Genomic DNA, 25,713 nt, shown 5'->3' on the forward strand with positions numbered 1-25,713 from the left:
AAAACAAAGCAGGGTTATAGGTTTGCATAAAGGAATAGAAAAAATTACGGACGGTTATTTCAATTCCTCAATCTCTCTTTCGGTTAAACCTGTAAATTCAATAATTTCATCTAAAGGCTTATTTTTCCTTAACATTTTTTTCGCCATCTCAGCTAATTTCATTTCACCAATTTGTATGCCTTTTTCTATACCTTCTTGAAGCCAATGATGTGCAATACTTCCCATAATCTCCTCTTCTACTTTAGGATTTAAACATGTTTTAAGCATATTTTCTAACTCTATTTTATCAGTTTGATCTATTTTAGTCAAAGAGTAACTCAAAGCACTTTTTATATAATCAACACCAGTATTAGAATTAGCAATTATTGTCAAACAACTAGATATTTCTTGCCATTTATCAAATCAACCACTTTCATCTGAAAGATGAAAGTTTGTTTTATAGCGACTAGAAGTCGCATATGAAGCTAAAGCTTATGCGACCCGTATGTGCAAAATCATGTCTGGCTCATGTGTACCAATATGCCTATTAATCATATAATCGTTACATTACCACTATTAGACCTACAGTAACTTCCTTGCACACACAATGTCTACCACACTGTATAATAGCGACTATAGTAAACAGTACGTAATTTCCTGACGTATTGAACTCATGGTGCTTGTGATGCTAACGCATCATGGCGCACATGGCAAGCTAAAGCTTTTCCATCTGGAAGATGGAGGTTTTAACCACCAAAGGGACTATAAATTAGTTTTGTGAACATATTTCATTAGAATCTGTAAAACAGCTAGCCAAGGATTTTCTTTTAATTTCTCATCAGGTATATTTTGTAAATCTATAAGTTGATAATCATTGATCCAAGTAGCTTTTACTAATTCACTATTTTCAAATAAGTCCCATAAATTTAAAGAAGCAGTATATCATTAAAAAATACTAACGGATATATAAACGGAAATTTCTTGGAACTAGGATACAAATTCGAGTACCACTCAGCGATATTTAACATATACTTAAACAAGCGAAAAGCCATCAAGTGATCGGAGCTACTTTGATGTTCCAGTAGTAGATATAAATAACTTTCGCTGTTATTAATTTTAACAGAAAATAAAACATACATGATAGATTCTTTAAGGCTTGGCTCTATAAAACTATCATTTTCCAGTGTTAAGGTAGTAGGGGAAAATAAAGCTTTTATATGCGGCGGCAAATGCATATTAAAAAATTCTCTAGCGACGAAAGGATTTGCTAAAGCTTTTTGAAAAAACTTATCATGCTTTATTTTTTCTGACATATATTATTTAAAGTAGTATATTCGGATAATAGCAGAAAAAATTTAATAATCCAGAGTTGAGATTTATGTTTTTAAAATAAAGCAGAGTTGTAGATAAGTAATTTGCTATTGACGATATATAACTTATAAATTCACTTTAAGCCTTAAAGAACCTTGATTAGCTATGTATTTCTTCGCAAGGGATAAATTATATCTAATACCAAACTCCATCATATTATATTGAACAGAAAGACTCCCGCCTAAATTATAATTTAGTTTTGTAGGTTTAAATTTAACTGTTGTAAGCGGCTCATCTATTCCATCAAGCCGTGCATCGGTATTCGGTAATTTTCCTCTAAAATCATAATTTACAAAACCATGTAATCCCGGTTTTATTTTTACGTCTTTTACAAAGAAATTAGTTACGCCTTTTAACCCTACTATACCTTCAAATCTATCATATGATTTTTTTCTAACGGATAAATTCTGGAAAGTAGTTCCTACTTCAGTATAACTATTATTTTTAAACGTATATAAGAAGTGTTATTAAATTTACCGATTGCAATTTGATCACCTATAGAAACCTTACGTTTTTCATAATTCTTAATTCTACCGTATGAGCCTATAGCCTCAACAAAGAAATTACTTGTCTCGCAATTATAAAGCCCATAGATAGAGTATATATCGCTTATAGCTTTAGTCTTATCACCGATTTTATAATCTTGATGTCGTAATTTACTATCGGCTTTAGTATAAGCAGCTCCAACTATTACACTGTCACTTAGAGCATAATCAAAACCTATTATTCCTCCTTGAGATTTAGACTTATATCCACTTGCCCCGTTATTACGTGATTTTTGCGTAGCCTTACCGTAAAAAGGAACTACCCAAATACCCGTACCGATATTATCCTCATCACCGACAGCTATTGCCGCTTGGTTAGTAAAGCTTTCACGACTCTCACTACCTCTTGGTTTATTTAAACCGCTTAATGTAAACGTACTTTCATCCTTATTACTTACCTCACCTAGTCTAGAATTGATCCCCGAAGAAACAAAACTGTCCATATTTATCGAAATATCAGTTAATATATCCTCTACTTCTCCTCTATTAAACTTTCCAAGTCCCTCACTCACTTCTCATATATCCGTTCTTCCGCCTAACCGATTTAAAGTTTCTGAAACATTTTTTGTTGATTCTAAATTATTTAATACTTTACCTGCATCACTCTCATTACCAATGCCGATACCAATTAATTGGTCTATAAGACCGGGAGCTATAGGACCCGTAACCTCATCTCTTATCGGTTTTGGATCAAAAATAGGCACTATTACACCAACATCCTCCGTCTCCAGGATTTCCTCCACCGTTATCACCATCACCTGCCCCCCGGGTCACCGCCTCCTGGATCAGGATTTTCGGGATTACCACCACCGTTATCATTATTATTCAGTAATACAACTCCATTCTCATCGCTTACCCATCTTATCAACCTGTTTAATTCTCTACCTGTATCAACAGTAACTTTATTTTGAGCAACAGGAGTAATTTTAGTAATATCAGAGCAGGATTTGACTTTAATTACTAAACTATCTAAAGCCGACATATCAACATTAGCCCCGTTACCGACTAATATATGCCCTCCCGATTTCGCAGTCACATCAAAATACGTAATAATCTCAAGAGTACCGTTATATGTAACATTTCCTGTATGCTTTAATTCGTAAGTAGCTAAATCTAAAGCACTATCCGTAAATTGCGAATCGGCATTTATCTCTAAATTATCTAATAACACTATATTTGCTTTATTTGCTACTAAATTAGCTGCTTTAATATTTTTCTCAAGGATAGCAAATTTCTCAGGAGCAAACTCTAAACGCTCTACATTTTTGATTTCTTCTTTTAACCAAACATTTTCATCAAATTTTATAGCACCGCCGCCATCAATCTCAGCATTTACTAAAACCGCATCTTTAAAATGTACAGAAGCAGCAGCATCTGCAAAATTCAGCTTATCTACTTTAATATCGGTTAAATAAGTAAATAACTGAAGCGAACGAGGAAGGATATCTCTATCTACTAAAACATCCTGTATAATTATATTTTTAGCATTTCTATTATTACCTCGTTCAAAATCTATATTCTTACCTGCATCAATGTTAATCTCTTTAGAATATACATCACCTTTAATGGTACTATTCTCACTAACTTGTACACTTGCTAAACTATTATTTTTACTTCCTAAATTATAAGTAGTACCATCGGCAATATTAAGTTTTACGTTACCTTGCCCGTTATTCGCAGTAGTTACATCTGAATAAAAATTCTTAGTATTTACCGTAACTAAACCGTTTCCTGTTAATTCTATTGCTTTTAATCTGTGATCTTCAGCCCCAATAGCACCGTTACCGGTATCAAAATCTGTTATTGCTAAAGTGTGAAGATTATTTCCTGCTGTAGTAATATTAGTAACCCTACCTGCCGCTTGTAGCGTTAATATCGCTTCTTGTCCTGCATTTGAGAAGTTAATAGCTTGGGCTTTTAACTCACCTGTAATAGTAACGTCTTTACCGGCTACTTCTACTATACCTAAACATTCCCGATAGTACCGGTTATATTAACAGGGACTTTGTTGTTTAATTTTAAAGCACCGTCATTCTCATTTTCACCTGCAATATCGGTAGCGGTGATATTATCATTAACCTCTATTTCTGCACCGTTTGACATTATAATATTGCCACTTTTAACGGTACTGCCAAAATTTACCGTACCTGCTTTTACGATAATATCACCGACTGCCGCATTTGAACCAACGGCATTACGAACACTACCGCCATCGGTAAAGATTAAATTTACAGCCTACCCGCCGGTCTTATTAATATAAGTTGTCGTTAATCTAGAATTAGGACCAAAAGTTAAATTATTATTACCGTTACCTTGAATCTCACCGATAGAGTAATCACCGCCGGCAGTTAATGCTACATTACCGTTACCTGCTTTTAACATTTTTATATTAGTAATTAGCTTAGTAACTTCCCCTACTCCTTAAAGTTCAATGTACCACTCATATCACCAGTACTTGTAATGATACCATCAATTTTTATATTATCAGCAACATTAATTACACCTGCTTTACCTTGGGAATTTATAATATCACCTTTTATATTATTCCCTGTTGCGGTATATATCGTATCATCTTCAAATCTAAATATCTGCATTTGCTTTATTAAGGTAAGCGTCTGGTAAAGGCGGTCTATAAAAGCAAAAGGTTTATAGTATTATTCTGTAGTATTAATAACACAGGAATAATAGTGTGATGAATATTAGAAGGAAGAATATTACAGCGGAACAGAAGGCACAAATAATTAGTGAATCATGTGTTCCAGGGTGCATTATATCACAAGTTGCACGGTCTTATGGGATTTCGGAGAAGACATTATATGGGTGGCGTAGTAGGGGGAAGTTTAGCAGAAGAAAAGAAGAAACATCTAATAATACAGGTAATAAATTTGTAGAATTATTAGTACAAGAAAGAGAGTATACACTATTAAAAAAGCAGAATTAACCTTTAGTAATTTTTCTTTATTAATTAATGGTAATATTAGTAGCACAAAGCTCTTGGAGATAGTCAAAATATTGGATGGATCATGTTAGATGTAGCTTCAGATAGCAGAATATACCTCTGTACTGGTTATACTGACATGCGTAAGGGCATTAATGGTTTATCGTTACTGGCACAATCAATATTGTCAGATCAGTTTAACAAGAGTGTTTTATTTGTTTTTAGGGGTAAACAGGCTGACAGAATAAAAATATTATGGTGGGATGGGCAAGGTTTTTGTTTATATTATAAATGTCTTGATAGCGGCAAGTTTGTATGGCCCAAGGTTGATAAGAAGCAATCTATTGGAATTACTAAGGCCCAGCTAGCAATGTTGATAGAAGCTATTGACTGGCGTAATCCAAGATGGTTTAATAAGCCTAAATATGCTGGATAAAGATTAAAATATGATTTTTAACCTTAACAACTTATCTTGTGATGTATCTATATTACATAAAACAATTAAGGTACTATTTGATGAGAATGAGTTATTGAATCAAGAAAACCAATCACTAAGAGAACAGCTAGCATTACTAAAAGCAAAGAGTTATGGCAAGTCATCAGAAAAGTTAGGTAAGCAAATAGAAGAGCTTGAGCTTAAAATAGAAGAAAATGAGATTATTTTAGGTTTTAAACCTGAGCAAGGTAACTTTGGTTCAGATAAAGGTCAAGAGATTTCAGATAGTAAGGATAGCAAGCAGCTAGCAAAGCGGAGGAAATTACCGAATTATTTACCAAGAGAAGATGAGGTATTAAATCCTGCCGAAGAATGTCCCTCCTGTGGTGGAGTAGAATTTCGCAAGATAAGTGATGATATTTCAGAAACGTTAGAATATAGCTAGACCATAGTAAATAGGTACATACTATGCTAATATATATGTTATAAATGATAATAAATAAATTATGGCAAGCAGTTACAGTTACGATTTAAGAATGAAACTATTCAAAGCTCTAGATGATGGGCTCTCAATTGTTAAAGCATGTAAAATATTCAATATAGGTCGTAACACTATATATAGATGGAAAACTCTTAAATGGGAAACAGGAGATATAAAAGCAAAACCTTATGGTCCAGCAAAGGGTTATAATGCAAAAATAAATCTCAAAGAATTTGAAGAATTAATTATCAATAATCATGATAAAACAGCTAAAGAATTAAGTATTATACTAGGTAATAGATTACAAAGAACTAGAATAAATTACTATAGAAAACTACTAGGGTACACTTATAAAAAAAAGTCATCTTCATCCCAGAAGGGATATTGGTTTAAGGAATGAATTTATAGAAAAGATACAGCAAATTTCTAAAGAAACTCTAGTATTCATTGATGAGTCAGGAATAGAAGATAATGCTTGTAGAGAATATGGATGGAGTATAAAAGGTACTAGATGTTTTTTAATAATTCATATATTAGAGATTTTAAAATAAAGAAAACCGAATCTAGAATAGATTCGGTTGAATTTTAGAGAGTTTTTACTTACTACCGAATGAAGAAACAATTTTATTAATTAATGATTCAATATTAATTGCTGATTGAGTATATCTTATCTCTTCATTAGCCGCTAAATTTTCATCGTCATTACCCGGTACAATTGAAATATATTTACCTCCAAGTAACCCGCTGGTGACTACTTGGGCTTTAGAATCTTTAGGTATTTTAACATCATCATTAATATTTAGATATACACTTGCATAAAAGCTATTTGGATCTAAAGTAATTTTCTTTACACTACCGATTTTTATACCTGAGATCATTACGTCGCTTCCGACTGCTATACCCTCTGCACTCTGAAAATTAGCAGTTACCTGATAACCTTTTGAGCTAGTTATAGAACTACCTGTTTTGTAGGCAAAAATCAAAAACAGCAAAGCAATAATTAATACTACAAAGCCGATAATTGTTTCAATAATATTCTGTTTCATTGTTTTTTATATTATACTCCTGATAAATGAAGAATTGGTATACGAAGATCAACTTCAAAAAGAGCAAGGAGTTTATAAGTTAAGGAACGGAGCGTATACTAATACGTGAGTACCGCAGATCTTATAAAACGACGACGCCAATTTTTGAAGTTCATCGAGTATACTAGTTAATTACGGCTGCCATCTATTATATTTAAGATTTGATATCTTAGATGATTTTTTAGTTATTATATTATTCTTTTGCCATGGAAAAAGCTGGATATTTTTCGGTATCTCATTTACTAAATGATGTAACCAAGCGTGCCAACTCGGCGGAATTTTTGTAGGTTCATTTACATTTTTATAAATAACAAACCTCCTTGGACGCCCTAAATAATCAATATTACGGCTTTCATAATATTGATTCAAAAACTCATCTTCTCCTACTTTTTTGTGAAAAAAAGTAATAAAAAACTTATCTATCCACGACATTTTAAAATTTCTATAGCAGTTTCTCTTCCTTGCACTGCAAGTTTATCGGCAGCAATATTACCGCTATTATTTGCATGACCTTTTACCCATTTCCAAATAATAGTATGTTTACTCAATTCTGCATATAATTTTTGCCATAAATCGGCATTTTTAACGGGTTCATTGTTGCTTTTACACCAATTATTTTTTATCCAATTATGAATCCAAGCGGTAATTCCTTGTTGCAAATATTTACTATCAGTATAAATCTCAACATTACAAGATTTTTTCAAAATCCTTAATGCTTCAAGTGCTGCCGTAATTTCCATACGATTATTAGTCGTATCTAACTCATGCCCAAATATTTCTTTGCTAGTATCATTAAATTGAAGCAAAGCTCCCCATCCTCCGGGGCCTGGATTACCCGCACATGCACCATCAGTATATATCACTACTTTTGAATCCATAATATGCATTAACTAGGTTTAGGTTTAGAAGAATTACGAAACTTATCTAACATTATAACATTTGGATTTGAAGATGATGAAGTCTGATAACTTTTATTATTACTTATTTCCTCTTCATGTTGAGGATTTTCTTGTATATTTAACGACTGATTAAAAGTTAGACTGTAATTATTATTGGAATCAACAAAGCTAATAAGTGCATCAAAAGGTACGTAAATTATTTCTTTAACACCGTCAAAACTTACCGTTAAAGAAAAGCCCGTATCATTTACTATTAAATTTTCAAACTGATATTGCAGTACTATTGTTATCTGTTTTGGATATGCCTGTTTAACTTTTGAAGGTAAAATTACCGCAGGGTTATCGGTTCTGTACGATATGTATATTAACTGATCCCAATATAAATTTTCATGCTGAATTTTTGTTAGAATTTTTTTCACAAATTCTAGCATATATTCATTCACAAATTTTTTATATTCAATATTCATACGAGAAAAATAAATAAAAATAGGTCGACGAAGTTTAATTTGAACAGTTTACGTCATTGCGAGGAAAAACTGTAAGTTTTGACGAAGCAATCTCAGGAGTCCTACTTTATGAGATTGCCACGCTCTCTACGTTCGCTCGCAATGACAATATCAACCGTTTTTAGGCAATACCAATTTTTCAAATTAAACGTATATACTCAAATGATTTCAAGAATTGCTCTTTCATTTTATCAAGGATTCGCATCCTCACCTATTAAGTTATAGGCTGCGGGTGCTCACCTCTCAAAATAAAATTCAATTCTTGAAATCATTTGAGTATATACGTGAGGGTTTTTCTGTTGCCCGGCAAACCCTCCAGCCGCGTAAGGGTTAAGCTGCTAAAGCTAAACGACCTCCAGAACGATTATTATCGTTTGCGTTTCTTTGTTTTGACCCATATGGCAAAAGCCATCGGCGGAATCATCCCGAGTAAAAGCAATCTTTTTATTAGGCACGTCGATCCTATTTCGCCCCCAAGATTTTGATGTTATTCTTATATGGGAGCGTTGTTGCATGGCTTGCTTATGTCATTCCCGCGTGTAGGCGGGGATCCAGTAAAACATATAAAAAACTTGTTTTTTTATATGTTTATTTTATCAAATATGTAACTTCTGTATCCATATTTAAGTTATTTTTCTGGATCCCCGCCTACGCGGGAATGACATAAGCAAGCCATGCAACAATAATCCGCCCTATGCGGGAATAACATTCTTATGTATTGGTGGAGGCGTCGGGTACTGCCCCCGAGTCCGCAACCTCTATTCTAAATTACGTTTATTACTATAGCTATATTAGCACCAAATATTATGCCTTAATTTGATTAAAATGTAAAGGTCAAATAAGAATTCTAGATTTATATTAAAAATGGACTTATAATAAATGTTTAGAATTCTAAATTAAAAACTTAATTATGCTACCAAATCTTGGAATTATCGCCGGCAGAGGTTCATTACCTTACTTAATAGCAGGTAATTATATAAAGCAAGGCGGTAATTGCTATATAGCGGCAATTAAAGACGAAGCTGATATAGATCAAATTAAAGATTTTGAATATAAGATTTTAAAAATCGGTATGGTCGGGGAAGCTATAAAATATTTTAAGGAGCATGAGGTAAAAAATATTATTTTTATCGGCGGAATTAATAGACCGAATTTTAAAAATTTAGCCGTAGATAAAATAGGCGGTTTATTGCTTTTCAAAATAGTTGGGCAAAAAATTCGAGGAGATGATAGTTTGCTAAAAACAGTAGCGGATTTTTTTGAAAGTTACGGTTTCAAGGTAATCTCAAGTAATGAAATATATAAAAATCAACAAGGTAACTCCAATATTATAACCGATACTAACCCTACAAGTTCAGATAAAAATAATATTGAGCTTGGAATAAAATTATTGAATCATCTAAGTTCATTCGACATCGCACAATCGGTTATAGTTGAAAGTAGCTACATACTTGGTATAGAGGCTGCCGAAGGTACGGATAATTTAATAGCGAGATGTGCAGATTTACGTAAAAATCCTTATGGAGGAGTATTAGTAAAAATACCGAAATTAGGTCAAGATAATAGACTAGATATGCCGACGATCGGTCCTAATACTATAAAGAATCTTGCTAAATATAATTACAAAGGAGTAGCGATTCAGAAAAATAACGTAATTATAGTCGAAGAAGAATTAACTATAAAACTCGCTAATGAACATAAAATTTTTATAACAAAATGTTAGCAATAGGTATTACCGGTAGCTATGCATCGGGCAAAACTTTTATTTTGGATTATTTAGCAGAAAAATGATATAAAACTTTTTGTGCCGATAGATGCATAAAAGAATTATATCAAGATTTGAACGTGCAAACTCGGATTCTAAAGTTATTACCTGAACTTGAGTATTTCAATATTGGGAAAATCAGTAATTTAATTTATAATAACGACCTAGCTAGAGAAAAAATACAAAATTTTATTTACCCCTTACTAATAGATAAACTCATTTTATTTAAAAAAGAAAACGCTAATTCCAAATTTGGCTTTGCCGGAATACCGCTGCTTTATGAAGCTAAATTTGATAAATATTTTGATTTTGTCGTAACAATATACTGCTCTGAAGAAATAAGAATGCAAAGAGCAATAACGAGATCTTCGTTTGATATAGAAATTTATAATAAAATCAAAGAAATTCAGCTATCACAAGAAAGCAAAATAGCAAAAGCAGATTTTGCTATAAATAGCGGCGTTGATATGTTAGACTTGGAAAAACAAATAGCGAAGCTAATAAAGGATTTGGAAGTAAGATAATTCTCGTCATTGCGAGGAAATGTGGCCTTGTTGCATGAAACGAAAAACGCATCCGATGTCACCCCGTGGCTTGACCACGGTATCCAGAAAAATAACTTGATAATACTAATAATTTTATTATTAGTAACTGGACCCCGTGGTCAAGACACGGGGTGACAGCAGTGAAATCGGTCTACGCAACAACACCAGCTCGCAATGACGATTTTAAAGACTAATAAAGGATTTGGAATGTCGAGTTTAAGAGAAATAATTTTAGATACCGAAACTACGGGGCTTGACCCACGACAAGGTCATCGAATCGTTGAGATCGGTGCTATTGAGATGGTAAATAAGGTATTAACAGGAAGGAATTTTCATTTTTATATTAATCCTGAGCGAGATATGCCGTTTGAAGCTTATAGAATTCATGGCATATCCGGTGAGTTTTTAAAGGATAAGCCTCTATTTCATACAATAGCCGATGATTTTTTAGAGTTTATTGCAGATAGCAAACTTATTATTCATAATGCTCCTTTCGATATTAAATTTCTAAATCACGAATTATCATTATTAAAGAGAGCCGAAATTAAACTCTTGGAACTAGCAAATACTATTGATACTTTAGTAATGGCTAGAAGTATGTTTCCAGGCTCAAAATATAATCTTGATGCATTATGTAAAAGATTTAAAGTTGATAATTCAAGTAGGCAGCTTCACGGAGCTTTGAAAGATGCAGCATTACTTGCAGAAGTATATGTAGAGCTAATGGGCGGTAGACAATCCGCTTTTAAAATGGTTGATAAATCTGCCGGAATAAATAATTTAGCAACTAATCAAGTAAATAACAAAACAGAGCAAGCTACTATTGTTATTAAACCTACAAAAGAAGAGCTGCAAAAACATAAAGAGTTCATAAATAAGATTTTAATATCGGCTTAATTATGATACTGGTGTCATGCCGTGGTCAAGCCACGGGATGACACCACAGGCTTTTTTAACAATCCCCTTAAAACTTATCTATGAAAACAAATTTTCTTGTACTTATAACCTTTACAATACTTATCTCTTTAGGCTTTTGGCAGCTTAGTCGTTTAAAAGAAAAGAAATTATTTTTAGCTTCAATGCAAGCTAACCTAACCTCACCTGCAATTAATTTAGCAGAAATTCAAGACGGTTTACCTTATCACAAAGTAAAAATTACCGGTCAATTTTTGCCTAATAAAGACATACATTTATATGGTAGAAGGTCAAGGTCGAATGAAAAAGATGGATATTATTTAGTTACTCCTTTTAAAACCATAGAAGATAAAGTTATTTTAGTAGTACGAGGTTGGTTCAGTAATCGCAATAAAAATATTATCACGCAAGCTACAAACGACCAGCAGCACGAGATTATCGGTGTTACCATGCCATCAGAAAAAACTCGTAGCTACTTACCTGCTAACGATATAAAAAATAATGTGTGGCTAACGCTAGATTTAAAAGAAGCATCCAAAGTGTTAGGCTTAGATCTTGAGAATTTTTATATTATTGCGGAAGGAAAAGATATTAGCAATCTAGATATTTTATTACTGCTTTCAATAAATCATTTAGCAACAATCAGAAATGACCATTTAGAATACGCCCTAACTTGGTTTGGACTTGCTATTTCCTTAATCGTAATATATGTGATTTATCGGCGTCGTTATATGGCTGTGGATGTCATCCCGCGACTTGATCGCGGGATCCAGAAAAATAATTAAAAAGACTGGCCCCCGCGATCAAGTCGCGGGGTGACAGTAGAAAATCGATACATAAATGAGCGATCTACAACAACAAGCATCTGATCCTAATTACTCTGTTTGGGTATCGGCATCTGCCGGTACCGGTAAAACCAAAATCCTAACCGATCGATTTTTACGTCTGTTAATAACGGGCGTAGAACCTTCAAATATTTTATGCCTTACTTTTACTAATGCTGCAGCTATAGAGATGCAAGCAAGGATTAACAGCAGACTTAAATATCTTTCTCTTTGCAACGCCGAGAAACTAGAAGAAGAACTTTTCTTAATGAGCGGCAATAAGCCGTCGCCGCAAGAAACAGAAAACGCAAAAACTTTATATGATAAAATACTAAATAGTAATGAGCCTTTAAATATCTATACAATTCATGCTTTTTGTCAAAAAATTCTTAAAACTTTTCCTGTAGAAGCAGACATAACACCGGAGTTTAAGATTCTTGAAGAAACTAAATTACAAGATATCTTCCTAAATATCAGAAATGAAATTTACTTAAGCGACGAGCATAATGACTTAATTAAAATTTTACTTAACCGCTTCCATGAAATAACACTACAAGATATTTTTACTGAAATAATTGAGCAGAAAATTAAATTCAAAAAGTTATTTATAAATACTCAAATTCCAAAAGAGATTTATAATAAAAGATTAGCGTTAGGGGAATTAAATAATATTTACGACAAGGTAAAAAACTTATTTGCAGAATATGATTTGGAGATAGAACCGAAAGAAATTTTTTTTACCAAAGACGGGAAAAAACGAAAAAGCCTTTTATCGAAAGAATTAATAAGGAAATATCCTAAATTATTACTAGAGCTAGAAAAAATTACCTCTGAAATTTACCGATTAGATGAGCTGCGTCGCATAGAAGAGCTAGAATATCATACGAACTTACTTACTAAACTTGCTCATATTATTTTAAAAAAATACGATTCATATAAGGAAGAAAATAATTTACTCGATTACGACGATTTAATTTACTACACCGAGAAATTACTAAATAATAAAACTACTCATGAGTGGTTGCTGCATAAGCTTGAAAGCGAGATAAATCATATTCTTGTCGATGAAGCACAAGATACAAGCCCCCTGCAATGGAATATTATTACTACTTTAATAACAGAATTTAATGCAGCAGATAAACCACAAAATGTCATACCGTGGCTTGACCACGGTATCCAGGAAAAAATAAAAAAAGACTGGATCCCGCTACAAGCTCGCGGTATGACAATTTTCATAGTAGGCGATGATAAGCAATCGATCTTTAGCTTTCAAGGAGCTGATCTTCATAATTTCAGCTTAGTAAATGAAAAATTAAAAGCAAATCTCACAAATGCTAATAAGAAATTCAAAAATATCACCCTTGAATATTCATATAGATCATGTGCAGAAATTTTACAGTTTACTCATAATGTTTTAAAAAATATAAAATCCGATTACCCTAACTTATTCCTTTCGGATAATCCTTTAATATCCTCATTCCGTACACATCAAGGCATCGTAACGGTTTGGCCCTTAGTAACAAGTGAAAAACAAGAAGAGCTTTTTTGGGTATTACCCGAAGATTATAAAAATTCTAAATCTGCTGCCGATTTACTCATAGAAAAAATCGTAAATTTTATAAAAGAACAAATAGAAAGCGAAGAAATTTTACCGTCTACCACAAACAGAATATCTGAAAAAGATTTTATGATATTAGTAAGAAAGAGAGATGAGTTTAGTAATAATCTGATTAAAGAACTTAGCAAAGCTAAGCTTAAAGTTGAAATAAGCGATAGAATTAATCTTAAAGAAAATCTAACTATAATGGATTTAATGTCCGTGGCTAAATTTGTTTTATTACCTGACGATGATTTAAACCTTGCCGGTTTACTAAAATCGCCGATTATCGGCATGAACGAGCAACAATTATACGAACTTCTTGTAAATAAAAACGATAATAGTTTATGGGATAATCTATCTGCTTATGAAGAAATATATGCTAAGTTAAATTCCCTAATTGAAATTTATAAAATATCGACTGTTGAGAATTTCTTTGATTTAGCGGTGAATAATTTAAATTTACGAGAGAATCTTAATGCTTATAACGGTGATGATAGCAATAATATAATAAATGAGCTATTAACGTTAAGCAAAAACTATGTGAATGATATAGATAATTCTTTGCAAGGATTTGTTGCTTGGTTTGAGAATAACGATATCTATATCAAACATGATATGGAGCATTCAGACAAAATAAGAGTAATGACCGTACACGGCTCTAAAGGACTTGAAGCTCCTATCGTTATATTATGCGATTCTACTACTTTGCCGGTAAGTAACAATAAATTTATTTGGGACGATAAAGGTGAAATATTTTTTTCTGCTAATGCTGCTGACACTCCTAGGTTTTTACAAGAGCTGAAAGAAGCTGAAAAATTAAAAGATTTGCAAGAATATATAAGACTACTCTATGTTGCAATGACTAGAGCTAAAGACCAGCTAATTATATGCGGTTTTAGTAACAAAGCTGCTATTCCTGAAAATTGTTGGTATGAAATAACCAAGAAAACTTTCAATTAATAATTGCTTAATTAAATATAATATGCTATTAAGACGCACTTATAATTTAAAATAGCGTCTTATGTTGAAGATTTTAGAAAATTTTTTTGAAAATAAAGCAAGAATTAAAATAGAAAGATTTAAGCAATTACCGCCTTTACATGCAGCTACTGCAGAAGGTAATATTTCTGATGTAAGAATATATTTACATAGAAAATGTGACGTAAACAAGCAAGATATTAACGGTAAAACCCCTCTGCATCATGCTTATGAAAAAGTTAATAAGGAAGTAATACAAATACTGCTTCAATCTCATGGCATTGATAAGAATATTCAAGATAATAAAAATTATATCCCTGCAGATTATAGCGCTGAATTTGAAAATAAAGTAGATAAGCTCGGAGAAGTCATAGAATAAGAGTAGCTTAACAAATAACCAATTTATCTAAAATTGTTAAAAAAGAGAAGAAAAATAAATTTTTAGCAAAAATTAATAAGATTTTTGAAAGAATAGTTAATCCTATTTCAAAAAAACTTATTAATTTTCCTTCACAAAACCTAGAATTATTTTATACTTTCTAAATATAATGAACGCTGCTCTATTCTTTTTATCTCATCTACCGTTACTTGTTCTTCTAGCCTTTGTTTAAACTTAGATCTTAGTTTTTCTAAATCTTTATTTTTCTTAGAAATCGGTAATATTTTAGATAATAATTTATTATTTTTGTTGAACATGTAGTTGCTCCCGATTGATTAAACTTAAATTGTTCAAGTTTCAACCACCGAAGATTTTAACCTCTGGTGGTTGGGGCGTTAGAAGAACCGTCACAGAACAGTTATAATAGCTTTTAGGTTTAAAGTTTGCACTTAACCCTGAACATAGCTAAAATCACCCCAACCATGACAAAGTTGAGGAGCATTTTTAAATGGATAATGCTAACCATCTGTGATAAAGGACTTCTACACCCCGGAATAACGTTATCGCTATTCTTTACGGAAGATTTTAATAAATTTTTTAAAAAAGTCAATTAACTATTGTCAGAGGACGGCTGCATGTATCAATTTTAACGCTGTCATCCCGCGACTTAATCGCGGGATCCAGTTTAAAATACTAAAATTATTAATACTTTAGATTGTTTTTTGGATACTGTGGTCAAGCCACGGTATGACACCGAATGCGTTTTCCAATCCACGCAACAATGCCTCGCGGGAATGATATCGAGTAGTTTTTTTGTTCCATGCAACAAAACCGCTTACTCCGAACTAGTATTAAATAACTGCACTAAATGTATATAAATATCCAGTGTTTCAATTTCCTCCTTAGTAAATTTATAAGGGGATTTTACATAAATAAGTTTTTTGGCGTCTTGCTTCTTTATTTGGTCAGGCGGTAAATATATATAATCTATGTTCTTCTGGATCCTGAGACTCCTTATTAGCATGCAGCATCTCATACAAAGCTGTTATATCTTTTTTTGTTTCATCTAAAAAAGATGTAGCAACTTCTTCTAACTTGTCTTTAAATAAACTACTTAACTCTTGATCACTTTCTAGCTCTTCCTGCGAAATTACTCTTATATCATCTAATTTAAAATAAGATTTGATATTTTCTAAAAAAGAATTAGCATAATTCTCAGTTCAAGGTTTTTTTATACCTTGTTATTTTAGAAATAACGACTACAACAAGAAAAATAAAAATACTTATTAACAGAGGATATAAGATATTTAACTGATCAAACATTATTAATTTCACAGAATTTAGTTGATACTACATAATAGTAGTAACATTTATTTAAATTTCAACTTAAATATTTTTTATTTCAATTTAACTCCTATATCTTAAATTTAAAATCATTTATATTTAGATATTGTCATAAGAAAATTAATAAGATTTTTATTGAAACCGCTACTTCTAAAATAGATAGCATAATAATTTATGCATTATGATTATGATAATAATCATGCCCTAATAAATCAGATTTAGGAATACCACAATTATATTCATATGAACCTAAATAAGCTTGTAATTCATGAACATTTTGTTCTATTTTTTCATAATTATATTTATATGAGTTTTGGAATTTTTCAACTAATTTACCTTTATTAACAACTTTTTTATAAGCATCTTCTTTAAAAAACCTGTCTTTTTGTTCTTCACTATGAAAGTAATCCTTAAATTCACTATGTTTTTTCGGTAAATTAGAGATAAATTCTGCAAATTTTTCTAATTGAATATTGGTAATTAGAGTAAATACCAAACCTATATTTTCTTTATATTGGTTAAATCTTGAAATTTCATGCTCTATTGTATCTTTTTGTTCAATTTCAATAACATTATTAGATAAAATAACTAAATCTTTTTTATTAACCTCTTGCTTTTCAGACTCCTTTAGTTTTATATTCAGTATTTCCTCTTCTAATTCCTTTTCTGTAAATAATTTTTTAAATGCAGCAAGCCATGGACCAAAAATTGTACTTTCTAACTTTTTAAAATATTCTTTTAACTTCATAACTAATTTCCTTGTTTATATTTTCTTAGTTTAATTTATAGTACTAGTTGAAAGTAATCAAGTTATAAAGCTAAGAAAAATTAATACTTTTGTAAAAATTATATGTAGCGTAACAATTGAAAAACAGTTTTAAAATACTTAAAATAATTTGACTATTTTAGAAAATTTTAATAAAATCTATTAATAAACTCAATCGATAATACAAAATATGAAAACAGCTTTTATCTTCCCCGGTCAGGGGGCGCAATTGACCGGCATGGGAAAGGATTTTTACGATAATTTTAAACCCGCCAAAGAAACCTTTCAAATCGTTGATGAAGTACTAAACCGGAAACTCACTGATATAATTTTTAATGGACCTTCTGAAGAACTTACCTTAACCACTAACGCACAACCGGCATTAATGGCGGTATCTATGGCAATAATAAATATTATCAAAACTGAAACCGATAAAAGTTTGGATAGTCTTTGCGATTATGCTGCCGGTCATTCTCTAGGCGAATATAGTGCTTTATGTAGCACCGAAAGTATTAGTATTGAGACAGCAGCAAAACTACTTCATATACGTAGTACATCTATGCAGGAAGCATGTCCTGAAGGTGAGGGAAGCATGGCAGCTTGTATCAATATTCCGCTTCAAAAACTTGAAGAAATATTAGAAGATATCAACAAAATAAATTTATGCCAAATTGCCAACGATAACATCGAAGGACAAATAGTTATTAGCGGCAAGACTACAGCTATAGATCATGCTATTAGTATAATTAAAGATTTAGGTTATAAAGCGATAAAGCTGAAAGTCAGTGCTCCATTTCATTGTAGCTTAATGAAGCCGGCAGAAGAAAAAATGCGAGTAGCTCTTGATAAAACTGTAATTAATAAGCCTCTGATACCGGTAATCCAAAATTATACCGCAAAACCTACTCTAGATCCTACAAAAATCAAACAAAATTTAATTCTTCAGATATGCGGGCGAGTTAGATGGCGTGAAACTTTAGAACTATTTAATACCTTAGATATAACTCATATAGTAGAAATAGGTGCCGGAAGCGTACTAACAAATATGCTCCGAAAAATTAATTATCCATATAAGTTAAGTAATATAAGTAATTTAGAAGAACTACAGAATTTTTTAGATAACGTTAGCAAATAACTGTCTCTAATAGCTTCTGACTTATAAAGTTTTTAAATTAACTTAATATTATTATATGAAAATTAGTTTTAGTTTTTTTAAGCAATTGCTAGAATTATTAACTAGTGATTGGCGAAGCTATTTAAATGACAGAATAACAGAGCTGAAAATTTAGCTTTATTAGACGGTAATAATACATTTTTAAGAGAAGAATGTTATAGAAAAATGCTCTTATTGAAAGATGCATTAAAGGAAGTGAATATCCATGGTATGTTGCTCCTTTTAATAAAATAGATCATACAAGTTTACTACTTACCAATATTCATATATTAGAGCTTGATTATCTAAATCAAAATACGGTAAAAGCAGTAAAAAATATGCTGCAAAATAACTTCAAAGATATATATAATCCGGAAATTTATATTATTGCTAATTATGAAGAACCTATAATTAAAAACTATACAATAACAGATAAAATAGCTAAAGGTAAAATTATTACATTTGAGGATTTAAATATTAAATATGAAGAACACACGAATGAAGAGTTAAAATATATAGGTGATATAGTAAATGATATTAGAAAACTAGATAGTGAGCTAGTAGCAGAACTATCAAAGATTATCAAATTTATTCATCAATTTTATTTTATAGATTCTTTTATTACTCAGTGTACAATTATTTTTATGGCTACACACTTTGAAGATCTACAAAATTTTCATCAGAATTTAGATAAAATCAACTTTATAGTACCATTACAAAAATATAATCCAAAATGCCAACCAAAAGACTATAAGAGTTTTGTCAATATTGAAGCAATAACTTGGAATAGATTTTTAGTTAAATATCAGAAATTATTTGATAATCTTAGCGAAGAACATTCAGAAATACTATTTAGCATTTGTAGCGATAATGAGGATTTTGTAAAATCATAGCTTTCAGACTCCATCTCTCTTGATTTAGAAAAGCAAACTAAAACCATAACCTATGTGATGGATAAATATAAAGGCGATACTGATTCTTGTCATATAACTCGGCTTTTTAATATTTGCAATAATGCAACAAAGCTTAAAATAGTAAAATTATTAATCTTAAATTCTATCTCTCTCGATTTAGAAAAACGAATTGAAATTTTAAAATATGTGACAGATAAATTTGAAGATAACACAGATTCTATTTGTAACCACCCAACTTTTTAATATTTGTAAAAATACGACAAAGCCTGAAGTTATAAAATATTTTATTGATTATTTAGAACCTTGGAAAGGATTACCTATTTTTTGGTGTTATAATGATATGCTTCCTATAGGCGAAGTTTCTTCAAAACTACCTAGCCATGATTATGAATAATATTTAAATCAATAATAAAAATTCTAAAATAATTCTAGAAATTTTATAATTTAGATGATATAAAGTTAAGCCATAACCGGAGAGATGGCCGAGTGGCCGAAGGCGGCGGTTTGCTAAACCGTTATACGGGTCATACCGTATCGAGGGTTCGAATCCCTCTCTCTCCGCCAATCTGGACAGTGAGCCAATTCTTGTAGTTTATTGAACGGGAAAGCCAAGGAGTAATCAAGGTTTCCGCCTTTCAAATTTAGGTTCGCAAATACAAATTATCGCCTTATTTCCTTTATTTAACAAGGATTTTAGCTATTAATACAAACCTACTAATTATGTTCTATGCTATTCATATGTTAGTTTACGCTAGACTTTTCTCTAATATTTTCTGTTACTTATACGTTATTTTCTGCAAATTTCACCAATTTTAGCCATTTTTTTCTAAAAATATGACGAGGGGCTATTCCTCGTAAAATAAGGGATTTGGGCGGCTTTTTGCAAAAATTTTTTTTAAGAGAATTAATTGTTTATACCAAAATTTTTCAGTTTTTGTGTATAAAAATTTTACCTATTACCGGAATTGAGTGAGGATTTAAATAAAGCTCAAGGGTTGGGTCGGAATAAAGGTTTAAAAATTCCAACGTTTCTTCTTTATTACTACAGTCTGTGCTGCCATTATTACACATGGTATAGCTAGACCATAGTAAATAGGTACAGTTAAATAAACTTTAGTACGTGTTCTACAGCCATACTGATATCTTTGAATTGCCCCGTAACTTTTCTTATTTCGTTCTTAATCTTAAACCAATAATGTTCTATAGGATTTAAGTCTGGGCTATATGTAGGTAAGAATAAAATTCTGCACCCAACCGACTCGATTAATTCTCTTATTATATTATTCTTATGGAAGTTGATATTATCCATAATTACTGTTTGTCCAGGATGTAATTCTTTAGTTAATATAGTCTCTACATAGGTTGTAAATATTTCTTTATTACAATTTCCTTCAAATATTACTGGCGCTATAATTTGATTATTACGAAGCCCCGCTATCATACTGATCCTGGATTTATGTTGATACACTTTGTTTCCATAACATCTAGTACCTTTTATACTCCATCCATATTCTCTACAAGCATTATCTTCTATTCCTGACTCATCAATGAATACTAGAGTTTCTTTAGAAATTTGCTGTATCTTTTCTATAAATTCATTCCTTAAACCAATATCCCTTCTGGGATGAAGATGACTTTTTTTTATAAGTGTACCCTAGTAGTTTTCTATAGTAATTTATTCTAGTTCTTTGTAATCTATTACCTAGTATAATACTTAATTCTTTAGCTGTTTTATCATGATTATTGATAATTAATTCTTCAAATTCTTTGAGATTTATTTTTGCATTATAACCCTTTGCTGGACCATAAGGTTTTGCTTTTATATCTCCTGTTTCCCATTTAAGAGTTTTCCATCTATATATAGTGTTACGACCTATATTGAATATTTTACATGCTTTAACAATTGAGAGCCCATCATCTAGAGCTTTGAATAGTTTCATTCTTAAATCGTAACTGTAACTGCTTGCCATAATTTATTTATTATCATTTATAACATATATATTAGCATAGTATGTACCTATTTACTATGGTCTAGCTATACATCCTAATTTTACTTTATCATTTGCTACTAAATCTTTTAATTTTGTTACTTCTTCTAAGGTAGCAAATTTTATATCACTTATGTTGCGAAAACCATCTATTACTTCATTAAATATATTATTTACTCCTTGCGAAACTGTCCTTCTTATATCATTTATATCTTCATTAGTACGCCAAGAAACATAAGGTAAACTACTATCATATTTGTGAAACAAACCCCAACACCAACCTTGTACCCCTTCTGTATTTCCAGGAGTTGTAATATAGCTTGCATTTGCAAAAGCTACTCCATTATTAAATATGTTATATGCATCTATATCCTCCTTATTAAGACCATACTCCCTTTTGAGAGTATAAGCTATAATTACTCCAGTCCAATTAGATTTACATGTAAAATGTCTTTTCATACCTTACCTTTTTAAATTTTATTAAAAACTTTAACTATTTAAGATTAGATAATATCATCTTCATCGCCCATTAATTTAATTAAGTCTGGATAGGTTTGCTCATATTGAGCTATAAGCTCAAGTGTTTCTGTTTTATCATGAGATGATAATTTAACTTTATCACTTTCTACTAAATCTCTTAATCCTTTTATTTCTTGTAAGGTAGCATAATGAATACTAACATTTTCACTATCTTTTGCTGCATACCATTGATTTTGAGCATCGCATGAAAGGGCATTTAATATATTAACATTTATGGGTTCTAAATCTAGTTTTACGAAGAAATTTCTTGTTAATCGGAATTGTGGAGTTTCGGTGATAGGTACGTATGATAATCCAAAAGATTCATTATTAAATATACAAAATGGCTCTGTTTTCTTTTAAAACTACTGTTAGGAATAAAACCAAAAATTTTTATTGTATAGTGTTGATTTATATAATTCATATCATTTATAAATAATTTTTGTTCTTTCATTTTTTACCTCTTACAATAGTTAAATTCTATTTATTAAAATAGCCTAGCTATTTCAGCTTTTGATTACAACATAAAATTATAAAAATCTGTTAAATTATAAGTAGAAAAAGCTATATTAATATAGCTGCAAACAGATAATAAAAAAGCTATAATAAACTATATAAATATAAGGTTTATCTCCTGTAACCTTAAGTTTAATATGATTTATATATGAGTAGCAATTATACACCAAAAAATTACGGCTTATTCGGAAAGTACATAAGTAAGATATCAAAAACCATAATTACTAAATATAGAAAATAATATAAGCAATACTAAAAGTAGTAATTAATATGCAAAGATATTTAGACCCAACGAATGATAGTTTGTTTAAAAAAAATCTTTCGAGATTTAGAGAGATTAAAGGAATTTATCAATGCAGTTCTTAAACTTCAGGAGTTTTTTTTTGATTTAAAGGTTAAAGATGAAGCCGGTAGCTGGTATATAATCGAGATGCAAAATAGCAGAAATTAAGAAATAAATCTAAGGCGTTAACGACGCAATTACAACATAAAAAAGGTCGTATCCCGCCGCTACGCAGCAAACGACCTCTTCAGCTCATTGGTGGGAAAGGACGAACCCACATATAGATATTATAACACTTAAACACTCAACTTACAATAATTATTATATAATAATTATTGTAAGTTGAGATATTATTTAAAGGATTAAATTATGACTGATTTAGTTAAACAATTTGAGGGTTTACGCCTAACTTCCTATTACTGCCCTGCAGGCTATAAAACAATCGGTTATGGTATGGAGTTGGGCAAAAAATTTAGGGAATATTCCTAAATATTTTGGTCAAAAGCTAAAGCGTGTTTGTAATAATATAAGAAGCAGAAAATTATTGGGAGAGTTATGAACCGGAGGCATTCTCTAATTTTTCTACCTTTCATGAGTTTATAAATACAATAACACATTGTAATGATGCATTATTAGGTTGTAGAGATATTAGATCAGATATATATTACAATGAACTGTAGTTAATTCAGATAAATACAACCTTCTTCTTTAGCAAATAAAGCAATTAATGCCTATATAATCAAATGCACATTAAAACCGCTTCAACACACATAGCCATACCCATACCGCCACCGATACATAAAGTAACTAAGCCTTTTTTAGCTTTAGCTCTTCGTAAGCTGTGTATTAAAGTAATAAGTACACGCCCACCGCTTGCCCCGATCAGATGACCGATTGCTATTGCTCCGCCGTTAACATTAACCTTATCCATATCCCATTTCATTTCACGGTTTACATAAATACTTTGGGCAGCAAACGCCTCATTAACCTCGATAACTTCCAAATCATTAACGCTCCAACCTGCTTTACTTAAAGCTTTTTTGGATGCAGGAACAGGGGCAGTACCCATAATGCTTGGGTCAACACCGGCTGAAGCATAAGAAACAATACGAGCTAGCGGCGTTAAATTATGCTTTTTCAAAGCTTCTTCGGAAACTACCATAAGACATGCCGCACCGTCATTAATAGAGGAAGCATTACCCGCCGTAACTACACCGTTTTTATCAAAAGCAGGACGTAATTTACTCAGAATTTCAAGGCTGGTATCAGGTCTTACTGTTTCATCATGATCAAACAAACTAGTAGTTTTTTTAATCGTTACTTCGATAGGTAAGATTTCATCTTTAAAAATTCCTACTAGCTGTGCTTTAGCCGCTTTCTTGTGAGAGCTTAAGGCAAACTCGTCCTGCTCTTGTCTGCTAATATTAAACTGTTTCGAGATATTTTCGGCAGTAATACCCATAAATACTCCTGAAAATACATCGGTTAATCCGTCATACTGCATTAGATCAATCATTTTAATATCGCCGAATTTAGCTCCTGCTCTGATATAGCTACCGTGCATACCGAGCGACATATTCTCCTGCCCACCTGCTATAACTATTTCATTATCACCCGTCATAATTGAATTTGATGCAAGTGCTACGCTTTTAAGACCTGAGCCGCATACTTTATTAATCGTATAGCCCGGCACTTCTTTCGGTATTCCCGCATGAATCAGAGTTTGCCTTGCCGGATTCTGTCCACTACCTCCTGTTATTACCTGTCCAAGGATTACCTCACCTACTAAAGCTGGATCGATTTTGCTGTTTTGCAGTATATCCTTTATTAAATGAGCAGCAAGCATAGGTGCAGCTGTTGTACTAAGGCTACCCATAAACGAGCCGAAAGCAGTCCTTTTCGCATAAGTTATATAAACCGGTTTTGTCATAATGTGTACTCCTTAAATAATTTATCTAGTTTATCATTTATTAAATAACTAATATGTCCGCCTGTTACATTTATAAGCTTAGAGTTTTTTAATAATTTTTGCAAAGGTAAAATGGAAGATTTAGGTACTATTTGATCATCTTCTGCTGCTACTATATATACAGGACAATGAATTAAACTCGGATCAATAATAAAATTATCGATTTTCCATTTAAGATTTATAAACATATTTTCATCTAATATATTTTGTATGATTTGATTATAAACACCTTTAGATATATTATTCCCTGACATAAGCCAATTCTCTATATCTAAATGCTAATTCTTGCTCCTTATCGGAAGTTATAGAGAAAAATTTTTTTAATTTAGCATTAAAATAATCAGGGAATAAAAGAAAAAATAAAATTTGAATATGAACTTTAGGAATTATCGGTAAATTTTCTATGCCACTATCTAGTTTTAAATATCGATGCAACATTCTTATATAGAAAAAATGAGAAAAATCCCACGGGCAGGTAAGTAAAGTTAGAGTTTTTATAAATTTAGGCATAAGTACGTTTGTAGCTATCGCAAGGTTACCGCCGATACAATGACCTATTAAATTAATGTCTTTAATTTTCAAACTATCTATTACTTCGATTATTTTATACACATAGTCGTCTAGTAAATATTTAGGTTCCTCAATCTCTAGCCAATCTATTAAATAAACTTCACCGTAACTTCTCAAATTTTCAATAAAACTTTTGTCACGAGCTAAAAAAAATATTTCCGGTGAGTTGAAGATAGAAGGGATGATTAGGAAAATATGCGTGTCATCCCGTGGCTTGTCCACGGGATGACGCCGAGTAATACAACACCCTATAATACTCTGTTTGCATTACTATTTTACCGGATTTTAAATATTTATTACCTAAATTATGTGTCTTTGTATAATTATTATAAAGGTCAAAATATTCCTGCAGTTTATTACTATCTAGCATTGAGAGTATCTAATCTTATATTAGTAATTCTTGACAAAAGGCTAAATATATTGTATAAGTTCAGCACCTTCAGAA

At 31.4% G+C, this 25,713-nt stretch carries 31 protein-coding genes, 1 tRNA gene, 1 other RNA gene and 5 pseudogenes; 17 read left to right on the plus strand and 21 right to left on the minus strand.

Features of this window, described 5'->3' with window-relative positions:
• Nucleotides 1-54: 54 nt before the first annotated feature.
• The 10 genes and pseudogenes from REIP_RS00710 to REIP_RS00735 form a co-directional block, all read right to left on the minus strand.
• Complete coding sequence (locus REIP_RS00710) at nt 55-372, minus strand: transposase (RefSeq protein ID WP_231569142.1); 318 nt, start codon at nt 370-372, stop codon at nt 55-57.
• Between the two features lie 369 nt (nt 373-741).
• Nucleotides 742-861 (minus strand): annotated as a pseudogene (locus REIP_RS13055) (Rpn family recombination-promoting nuclease/putative transposase); the annotation flags it as partial.
• A gap of 44 nt (nt 862-905) precedes the next feature.
• A complete protein-coding gene (locus REIP_RS00715; RefSeq protein ID WP_269428996.1) occupies nt 906-1,292 on the minus strand; it encodes an Rpn family recombination-promoting nuclease/putative transposase in 387 nt (128 codons plus the stop codon).
• Between the two features lie 123 nt (nt 1,293-1,415).
• A pseudogene (locus tag REIP_RS13060) lies at nt 1,416-1,739 on the minus strand (autotransporter outer membrane beta-barrel domain-containing protein); the annotation flags it as partial.
• 32 nt (nt 1,740-1,771) lie between these two features.
• The gene (locus REIP_RS13065) at nt 1,772-2,407 is read right to left on the minus strand and encodes an autotransporter domain-containing protein (protein ID WP_045803569.1); all 636 of its coding nucleotides are present in this window, start codon (nt 2,405-2,407) and stop codon (nt 1,772-1,774) included.
• A 3-nt stretch (nt 2,408-2,410) separates the two neighbouring features.
• On the minus strand, nt 2,411-2,650 hold the full coding sequence (locus REIP_RS00725; RefSeq protein ID WP_045803570.1) for a hypothetical protein: 240 nt from the start codon (nt 2,648-2,650) through the stop codon (nt 2,411-2,413).
• Nucleotides 2,650-3,066 carry a hypothetical protein gene (locus REIP_RS12015; RefSeq protein ID WP_231569143.1) on the minus strand — a complete coding sequence of 139 codons (417 nt, stop codon included), beginning with the start codon at nt 3,064-3,066 and terminating at the stop codon, nt 2,650-2,652. The genes REIP_RS00725 and REIP_RS12015 overlap by 1 nt, the downstream gene beginning before the upstream one ends.
• 794 nt (nt 3,067-3,860) lie before the next feature.
• On the minus strand, nt 3,861-3,998 hold the full coding sequence (locus REIP_RS10505) for a hypothetical protein (protein ID WP_156147380.1): 138 nt from the start codon (nt 3,996-3,998) through the stop codon (nt 3,861-3,863).
• Nucleotides 3,999-4,130: 132 nt separating this feature from the next.
• Nucleotides 4,131-4,277, minus strand: coding sequence for a hypothetical protein (locus REIP_RS10510; protein WP_156147381.1), 147 nt, complete (start codon nt 4,275-4,277; stop codon nt 4,131-4,133).
• 32 nt (nt 4,278-4,309) lie between these two features.
• Nucleotides 4,310-4,489 (minus strand): hypothetical protein, encoded by a 180-nt coding sequence (locus tag REIP_RS00735; protein WP_045803571.1) that lies wholly within the window; start codon nt 4,487-4,489, stop codon nt 4,310-4,312.
• Between the two features lie 98 nt (nt 4,490-4,587).
• Here REIP_RS00735 and REIP_RS00740 point away from each other — a divergent pair, with 98 nt between their 5' ends.
• From REIP_RS00740 to REIP_RS00755, 4 genes and pseudogenes are all read left to right on the plus strand, one after another.
• Nucleotides 4,588-4,836 (plus strand): transposase, encoded by a 249-nt coding sequence (locus REIP_RS00740; protein WP_045803572.1) that lies wholly within the window; start codon nt 4,588-4,590, stop codon nt 4,834-4,836.
• An 82-nt stretch (nt 4,837-4,918) separates the two neighbouring features.
• Nucleotides 4,919-5,269 carry an IS66 family insertion sequence element accessory protein TnpB gene (tnpB, locus tag REIP_RS00745; protein ID WP_045803573.1) on the plus strand — a complete coding sequence of 117 codons (351 nt, stop codon included), beginning with the start codon at nt 4,919-4,921 and terminating at the stop codon, nt 5,267-5,269.
• A gap of 10 nt (nt 5,270-5,279) precedes the next feature.
• On the plus strand, nt 5,280-5,714 hold the full coding sequence (locus REIP_RS00750) for a hypothetical protein (protein WP_045803574.1): 435 nt from the start codon (nt 5,280-5,282) through the stop codon (nt 5,712-5,714).
• Between the two features lie 61 nt (nt 5,715-5,775).
• Nucleotides 5,776-6,268: pseudogene (locus REIP_RS00755) on the plus strand (IS630 transposase-related protein); the annotation flags it as partial.
• 78 nt (nt 6,269-6,346) lie between these two features.
• Here REIP_RS00755 and mlaD read toward each other — a convergent pair.
• From mlaD to ssrA, 5 genes are all read right to left on the minus strand, one after another.
• On the minus strand, nt 6,347-6,796 hold the full coding sequence (gene mlaD / locus REIP_RS00760; protein ID WP_023507540.1) for an outer membrane lipid asymmetry maintenance protein MlaD: 450 nt from the start codon (nt 6,794-6,796) through the stop codon (nt 6,347-6,349).
• A 171-nt stretch (nt 6,797-6,967) separates the two neighbouring features.
• Nucleotides 6,968-7,267: an NADH-ubiquinone oxidoreductase subunit NDUFA12 family protein gene (locus REIP_RS00765; protein WP_008579707.1), complete on the minus strand. Its 300-nt coding sequence runs from the start codon at nt 7,265-7,267 to the stop codon at nt 6,968-6,970.
• The gene (gene rnhA, locus REIP_RS00770; RefSeq protein ID WP_045803575.1) at nt 7,255-7,722 is read right to left on the minus strand and encodes a ribonuclease HI; all 468 of its coding nucleotides are present in this window, start codon (nt 7,720-7,722) and stop codon (nt 7,255-7,257) included. The genes REIP_RS00765 and rnhA overlap by 13 nt, the downstream gene beginning before the upstream one ends.
• Nucleotides 7,722-8,201 (minus strand): SspB family protein, encoded by a 480-nt coding sequence (locus tag REIP_RS00775; protein WP_045803576.1) that lies wholly within the window; start codon nt 8,199-8,201, stop codon nt 7,722-7,724. Before REIP_RS00775 ends, rnhA begins: the two co-directional genes overlap by 1 nt.
• 322 nt (nt 8,202-8,523) lie before the next feature.
• Nucleotides 8,524-9,076, minus strand: a transfer-messenger RNA (tmRNA) gene (gene ssrA / locus REIP_RS08770).
• A 74-nt stretch (nt 9,077-9,150) separates the two neighbouring features.
• Here ssrA and REIP_RS00780 point away from each other — a divergent pair.
• The 7 genes and pseudogenes from REIP_RS00780 (at nt 9,151) to REIP_RS00805 (ending at nt 15,246) form a co-directional block, all read left to right on the plus strand.
• Entirely contained in the window at nt 9,151-9,963 is an 813-nt protein-coding gene (locus REIP_RS00780) for an LpxI family protein (protein WP_045803577.1), read from the plus strand.
• Nucleotides 9,957-10,529, plus strand: a pseudogene (coaE, locus tag REIP_RS00785) (dephospho-CoA kinase). The gene REIP_RS00780 and the pseudogene coaE overlap by 7 nt, the downstream one beginning before the upstream one ends.
• 30 nt (nt 10,530-10,559) lie before the next feature.
• Nucleotides 10,560-10,685 (plus strand): hypothetical protein, encoded by a 126-nt coding sequence (locus REIP_RS13070; protein ID WP_269428997.1) that lies wholly within the window; start codon nt 10,560-10,562, stop codon nt 10,683-10,685.
• A 72-nt stretch (nt 10,686-10,757) separates the two neighbouring features.
• The gene (gene dnaQ / locus REIP_RS00790; RefSeq protein WP_045804242.1) at nt 10,758-11,447 is read left to right on the plus strand and encodes a DNA polymerase III subunit epsilon; all 690 of its coding nucleotides are present in this window, start codon (nt 10,758-10,760) and stop codon (nt 11,445-11,447) included.
• Nucleotides 11,448-11,527: 80 nt separating this feature from the next.
• Nucleotides 11,528-12,250, plus strand: coding sequence for an SURF1 family protein (locus REIP_RS00795; RefSeq protein ID WP_045803578.1), 723 nt, complete (start codon nt 11,528-11,530; stop codon nt 12,248-12,250).
• Between the two features lie 55 nt (nt 12,251-12,305).
• Nucleotides 12,306-14,849 carry a UvrD-helicase domain-containing protein gene (locus REIP_RS00800; protein ID WP_045803579.1) on the plus strand — a complete coding sequence of 848 codons (2,544 nt, stop codon included), beginning with the start codon at nt 12,306-12,308 and terminating at the stop codon, nt 14,847-14,849.
• 61 nt (nt 14,850-14,910) lie between these two features.
• The gene (locus REIP_RS00805; RefSeq protein ID WP_082068187.1) at nt 14,911-15,246 is read left to right on the plus strand and encodes an ankyrin repeat domain-containing protein; all 336 of its coding nucleotides are present in this window, start codon (nt 14,911-14,913) and stop codon (nt 15,244-15,246) included.
• Nucleotides 15,247-15,392: 146 nt separating this feature from the next.
• Here REIP_RS00805 and REIP_RS11430 read toward each other — a convergent pair whose 3' ends face one another.
• Both REIP_RS11430 and REIP_RS00810 read right to left on the minus strand, forming a co-directional pair.
• A complete protein-coding gene (locus REIP_RS11430) occupies nt 15,393-15,563 on the minus strand; it encodes a hypothetical protein (RefSeq protein WP_173400488.1) in 171 nt (56 codons plus the stop codon).
• Nucleotides 15,564-16,762: 1,199 nt separating this feature from the next.
• Nucleotides 16,763-17,338, minus strand: coding sequence for a hypothetical protein (locus tag REIP_RS00810; protein WP_045803580.1), 576 nt, complete (start codon nt 17,336-17,338; stop codon nt 16,763-16,765).
• A gap of 208 nt (nt 17,339-17,546) precedes the next feature.
• Between REIP_RS00810 and fabD the strand changes: the two genes are divergently transcribed.
• From fabD to REIP_RS00835, 4 genes are all read left to right on the plus strand, one after another.
• Nucleotides 17,547-18,491, plus strand: coding sequence for an ACP S-malonyltransferase (gene fabD, locus REIP_RS00815; protein ID WP_045803581.1), 945 nt, complete (start codon nt 17,547-17,549; stop codon nt 18,489-18,491).
• Between the two features lie 356 nt (nt 18,492-18,847).
• Entirely contained in the window at nt 18,848-19,402 is a 555-nt protein-coding gene (locus REIP_RS12020; protein WP_231569144.1) for a hypothetical protein, read from the plus strand.
• 220 nt (nt 19,403-19,622) lie between these two features.
• On the plus strand, nt 19,623-19,817 hold the full coding sequence (locus REIP_RS08790; protein WP_231569145.1) for a hypothetical protein: 195 nt from the start codon (nt 19,623-19,625) through the stop codon (nt 19,815-19,817).
• A 78-nt stretch (nt 19,818-19,895) separates the two neighbouring features.
• Nucleotides 19,896-19,987: transfer RNA gene (locus REIP_RS00835), tRNA-Ser, on the plus strand.
• A gap of 538 nt (nt 19,988-20,525) precedes the next feature.
• Here the strand turns inward: REIP_RS00835 and REIP_RS08795 are convergent.
• Together REIP_RS08795 and REIP_RS12025 are read right to left on the minus strand one after the other, a co-directional pair.
• Nucleotides 20,526-21,393 (minus strand): IS630 family transposase gene (locus REIP_RS08795; RefSeq protein ID WP_156147374.1). Its coding sequence is split into 2 segments (ribosomal slippage): nt 20,526-21,065 and nt 21,067-21,393, totalling 867 coding nucleotides; the frame shifts between segments, so codons are not numbered across the junction.
• A gap of 54 nt (nt 21,394-21,447) precedes the next feature.
• The gene (locus REIP_RS12025) at nt 21,448-21,870 is read right to left on the minus strand and encodes a hypothetical protein (RefSeq protein WP_231569146.1); all 423 of its coding nucleotides are present in this window, start codon (nt 21,868-21,870) and stop codon (nt 21,448-21,450) included.
• Nucleotides 21,871-22,741: 871 nt separating this feature from the next.
• On the opposite strand from REIP_RS12025, the gene REIP_RS10520 reads away from it, so the two are divergent.
• Entirely contained in the window at nt 22,742-22,897 is a 156-nt protein-coding gene (locus tag REIP_RS10520) for a hypothetical protein (RefSeq protein ID WP_231569147.1), read from the plus strand.
• 201 nt (nt 22,898-23,098) lie between these two features.
• The gene (locus tag REIP_RS13530) at nt 23,099-23,218 is read left to right on the plus strand and encodes a glycoside hydrolase family protein (protein ID WP_023507519.1); all 120 of its coding nucleotides are present in this window, start codon (nt 23,099-23,101) and stop codon (nt 23,216-23,218) included.
• A gap of 250 nt (nt 23,219-23,468) precedes the next feature.
• Here the strand turns inward: REIP_RS13530 and REIP_RS00860 are convergent, their stop codons facing one another.
• Nucleotides 23,469-24,659 (minus strand): acetyl-CoA C-acetyltransferase, encoded by a 1,191-nt coding sequence (locus tag REIP_RS00860; RefSeq protein ID WP_045803583.1) that lies wholly within the window; start codon nt 24,657-24,659, stop codon nt 23,469-23,471.
• Nucleotides 24,656-25,638, minus strand: a pseudogene (locus tag REIP_RS00865) (alpha/beta fold hydrolase). Before REIP_RS00865 ends, REIP_RS00860 begins: the two are co-directional and overlap by 4 nt.
• Nucleotides 25,639-25,713 lie beyond the last annotated feature (75 nt).

The organism is Rickettsia endosymbiont of Ixodes pacificus (genome assembly GCF_000965155.1).
Lineage (GTDB): Bacteria > Pseudomonadota > Alphaproteobacteria > Rickettsiales > Rickettsiaceae > Rickettsia > Rickettsia tamurae.

Coding starts and splice junctions, on each gene's coding strand:
- REIP_RS00715 (WP_269428996.1), bottom strand. CDS start 1,292: ATGTCAGAAAAAATAAAGCATGATAAGTTTTTTCAAAAAGCTTTAGCA.
- REIP_RS00725 (WP_045803570.1), bottom strand. CDS start 2,650: ATGGTGATAACGGTGGAGGAAATCCTGGAGACGGAGGATGTTGGTGTA.
- REIP_RS10505 (WP_156147380.1), bottom strand. CDS start 3,998: ATGTCAAACGGTGCAGAAATAGAGGTTAATGATAATATCACCGCTACC.
- REIP_RS10510 (WP_156147381.1), bottom strand. CDS start 4,277: ATGTTAAAAGCAGGTAACGGTAATGTAGCATTAACTGCCGGCGGTGAT.
- REIP_RS00735 (WP_045803571.1), bottom strand. CDS start 4,489: ATGCAGATATTTAGATTTGAAGATGATACGATATATACCGCAACAGGG.
- REIP_RS00740 (WP_045803572.1), top strand. CDS start 4,588: ATGAATATTAGAAGGAAGAATATTACAGCGGAACAGAAGGCACAAATA.
- tnpB (WP_045803573.1), top strand. CDS start 4,919: ATGTTAGATGTAGCTTCAGATAGCAGAATATACCTCTGTACTGGTTAT.
- REIP_RS00750 (WP_045803574.1), top strand. CDS start 5,280: ATGATTTTTAACCTTAACAACTTATCTTGTGATGTATCTATATTACAT.
- mlaD (WP_023507540.1), bottom strand. CDS start 6,796: ATGAAACAGAATATTATTGAAACAATTATCGGCTTTGTAGTATTAATT.
- REIP_RS00765 (WP_008579707.1), bottom strand. CDS start 7,267: ATGTCGTGGATAGATAAGTTTTTTATTACTTTTTTTCACAAAAAAGTA.
- rnhA (WP_045803575.1), bottom strand. CDS start 7,722: ATGCATATTATGGATTCAAAAGTAGTGATATATACTGATGGTGCATGT.
- REIP_RS00775 (WP_045803576.1), bottom strand. CDS start 8,201: ATGAATATTGAATATAAAAAATTTGTGAATGAATATATGCTAGAATTT.
- REIP_RS00780 (WP_045803577.1), top strand. CDS start 9,151: ATGCTACCAAATCTTGGAATTATCGCCGGCAGAGGTTCATTACCTTAC.
- dnaQ (WP_045804242.1), top strand. CDS start 10,758: ATGTCGAGTTTAAGAGAAATAATTTTAGATACCGAAACTACGGGGCTT.
- REIP_RS00795 (WP_045803578.1), top strand. CDS start 11,528: ATGAAAACAAATTTTCTTGTACTTATAACCTTTACAATACTTATCTCT.
- REIP_RS00800 (WP_045803579.1), top strand. CDS start 12,306: ATGAGCGATCTACAACAACAAGCATCTGATCCTAATTACTCTGTTTGG.
- REIP_RS00805 (WP_082068187.1), top strand. CDS start 14,911: ATGTTGAAGATTTTAGAAAATTTTTTTGAAAATAAAGCAAGAATTAAA.
- REIP_RS11430 (WP_173400488.1), bottom strand. CDS start 15,563: ATGTTCAACAAAAATAATAAATTATTATCTAAAATATTACCGATTTCT.
- REIP_RS00810 (WP_045803580.1), bottom strand. CDS start 17,338: ATGAAGTTAAAAGAATATTTTAAAAAGTTAGAAAGTACAATTTTTGGT.
- fabD (WP_045803581.1), top strand. CDS start 17,547: ATGAAAACAGCTTTTATCTTCCCCGGTCAGGGGGCGCAATTGACCGGC.
- REIP_RS12020 (WP_231569144.1), top strand. CDS start 18,848: ATGCTGCAAAATAACTTCAAAGATATATATAATCCGGAAATTTATATT.
- REIP_RS12025 (WP_231569146.1), bottom strand. CDS start 21,870: ATGAAAAGACATTTTACATGTAAATCTAATTGGACTGGAGTAATTATA.
- REIP_RS10520 (WP_231569147.1), top strand. CDS start 22,742: ATGATAGTTTGTTTAAAAAAAATCTTTCGAGATTTAGAGAGATTAAAG.
- REIP_RS13530 (WP_023507519.1), top strand. CDS start 23,099: ATGACTGATTTAGTTAAACAATTTGAGGGTTTACGCCTAACTTCCTAT.
- REIP_RS00860 (WP_045803583.1), bottom strand. CDS start 24,659: ATGACAAAACCGGTTTATATAACTTATGCGAAAAGGACTGCTTTCGGC.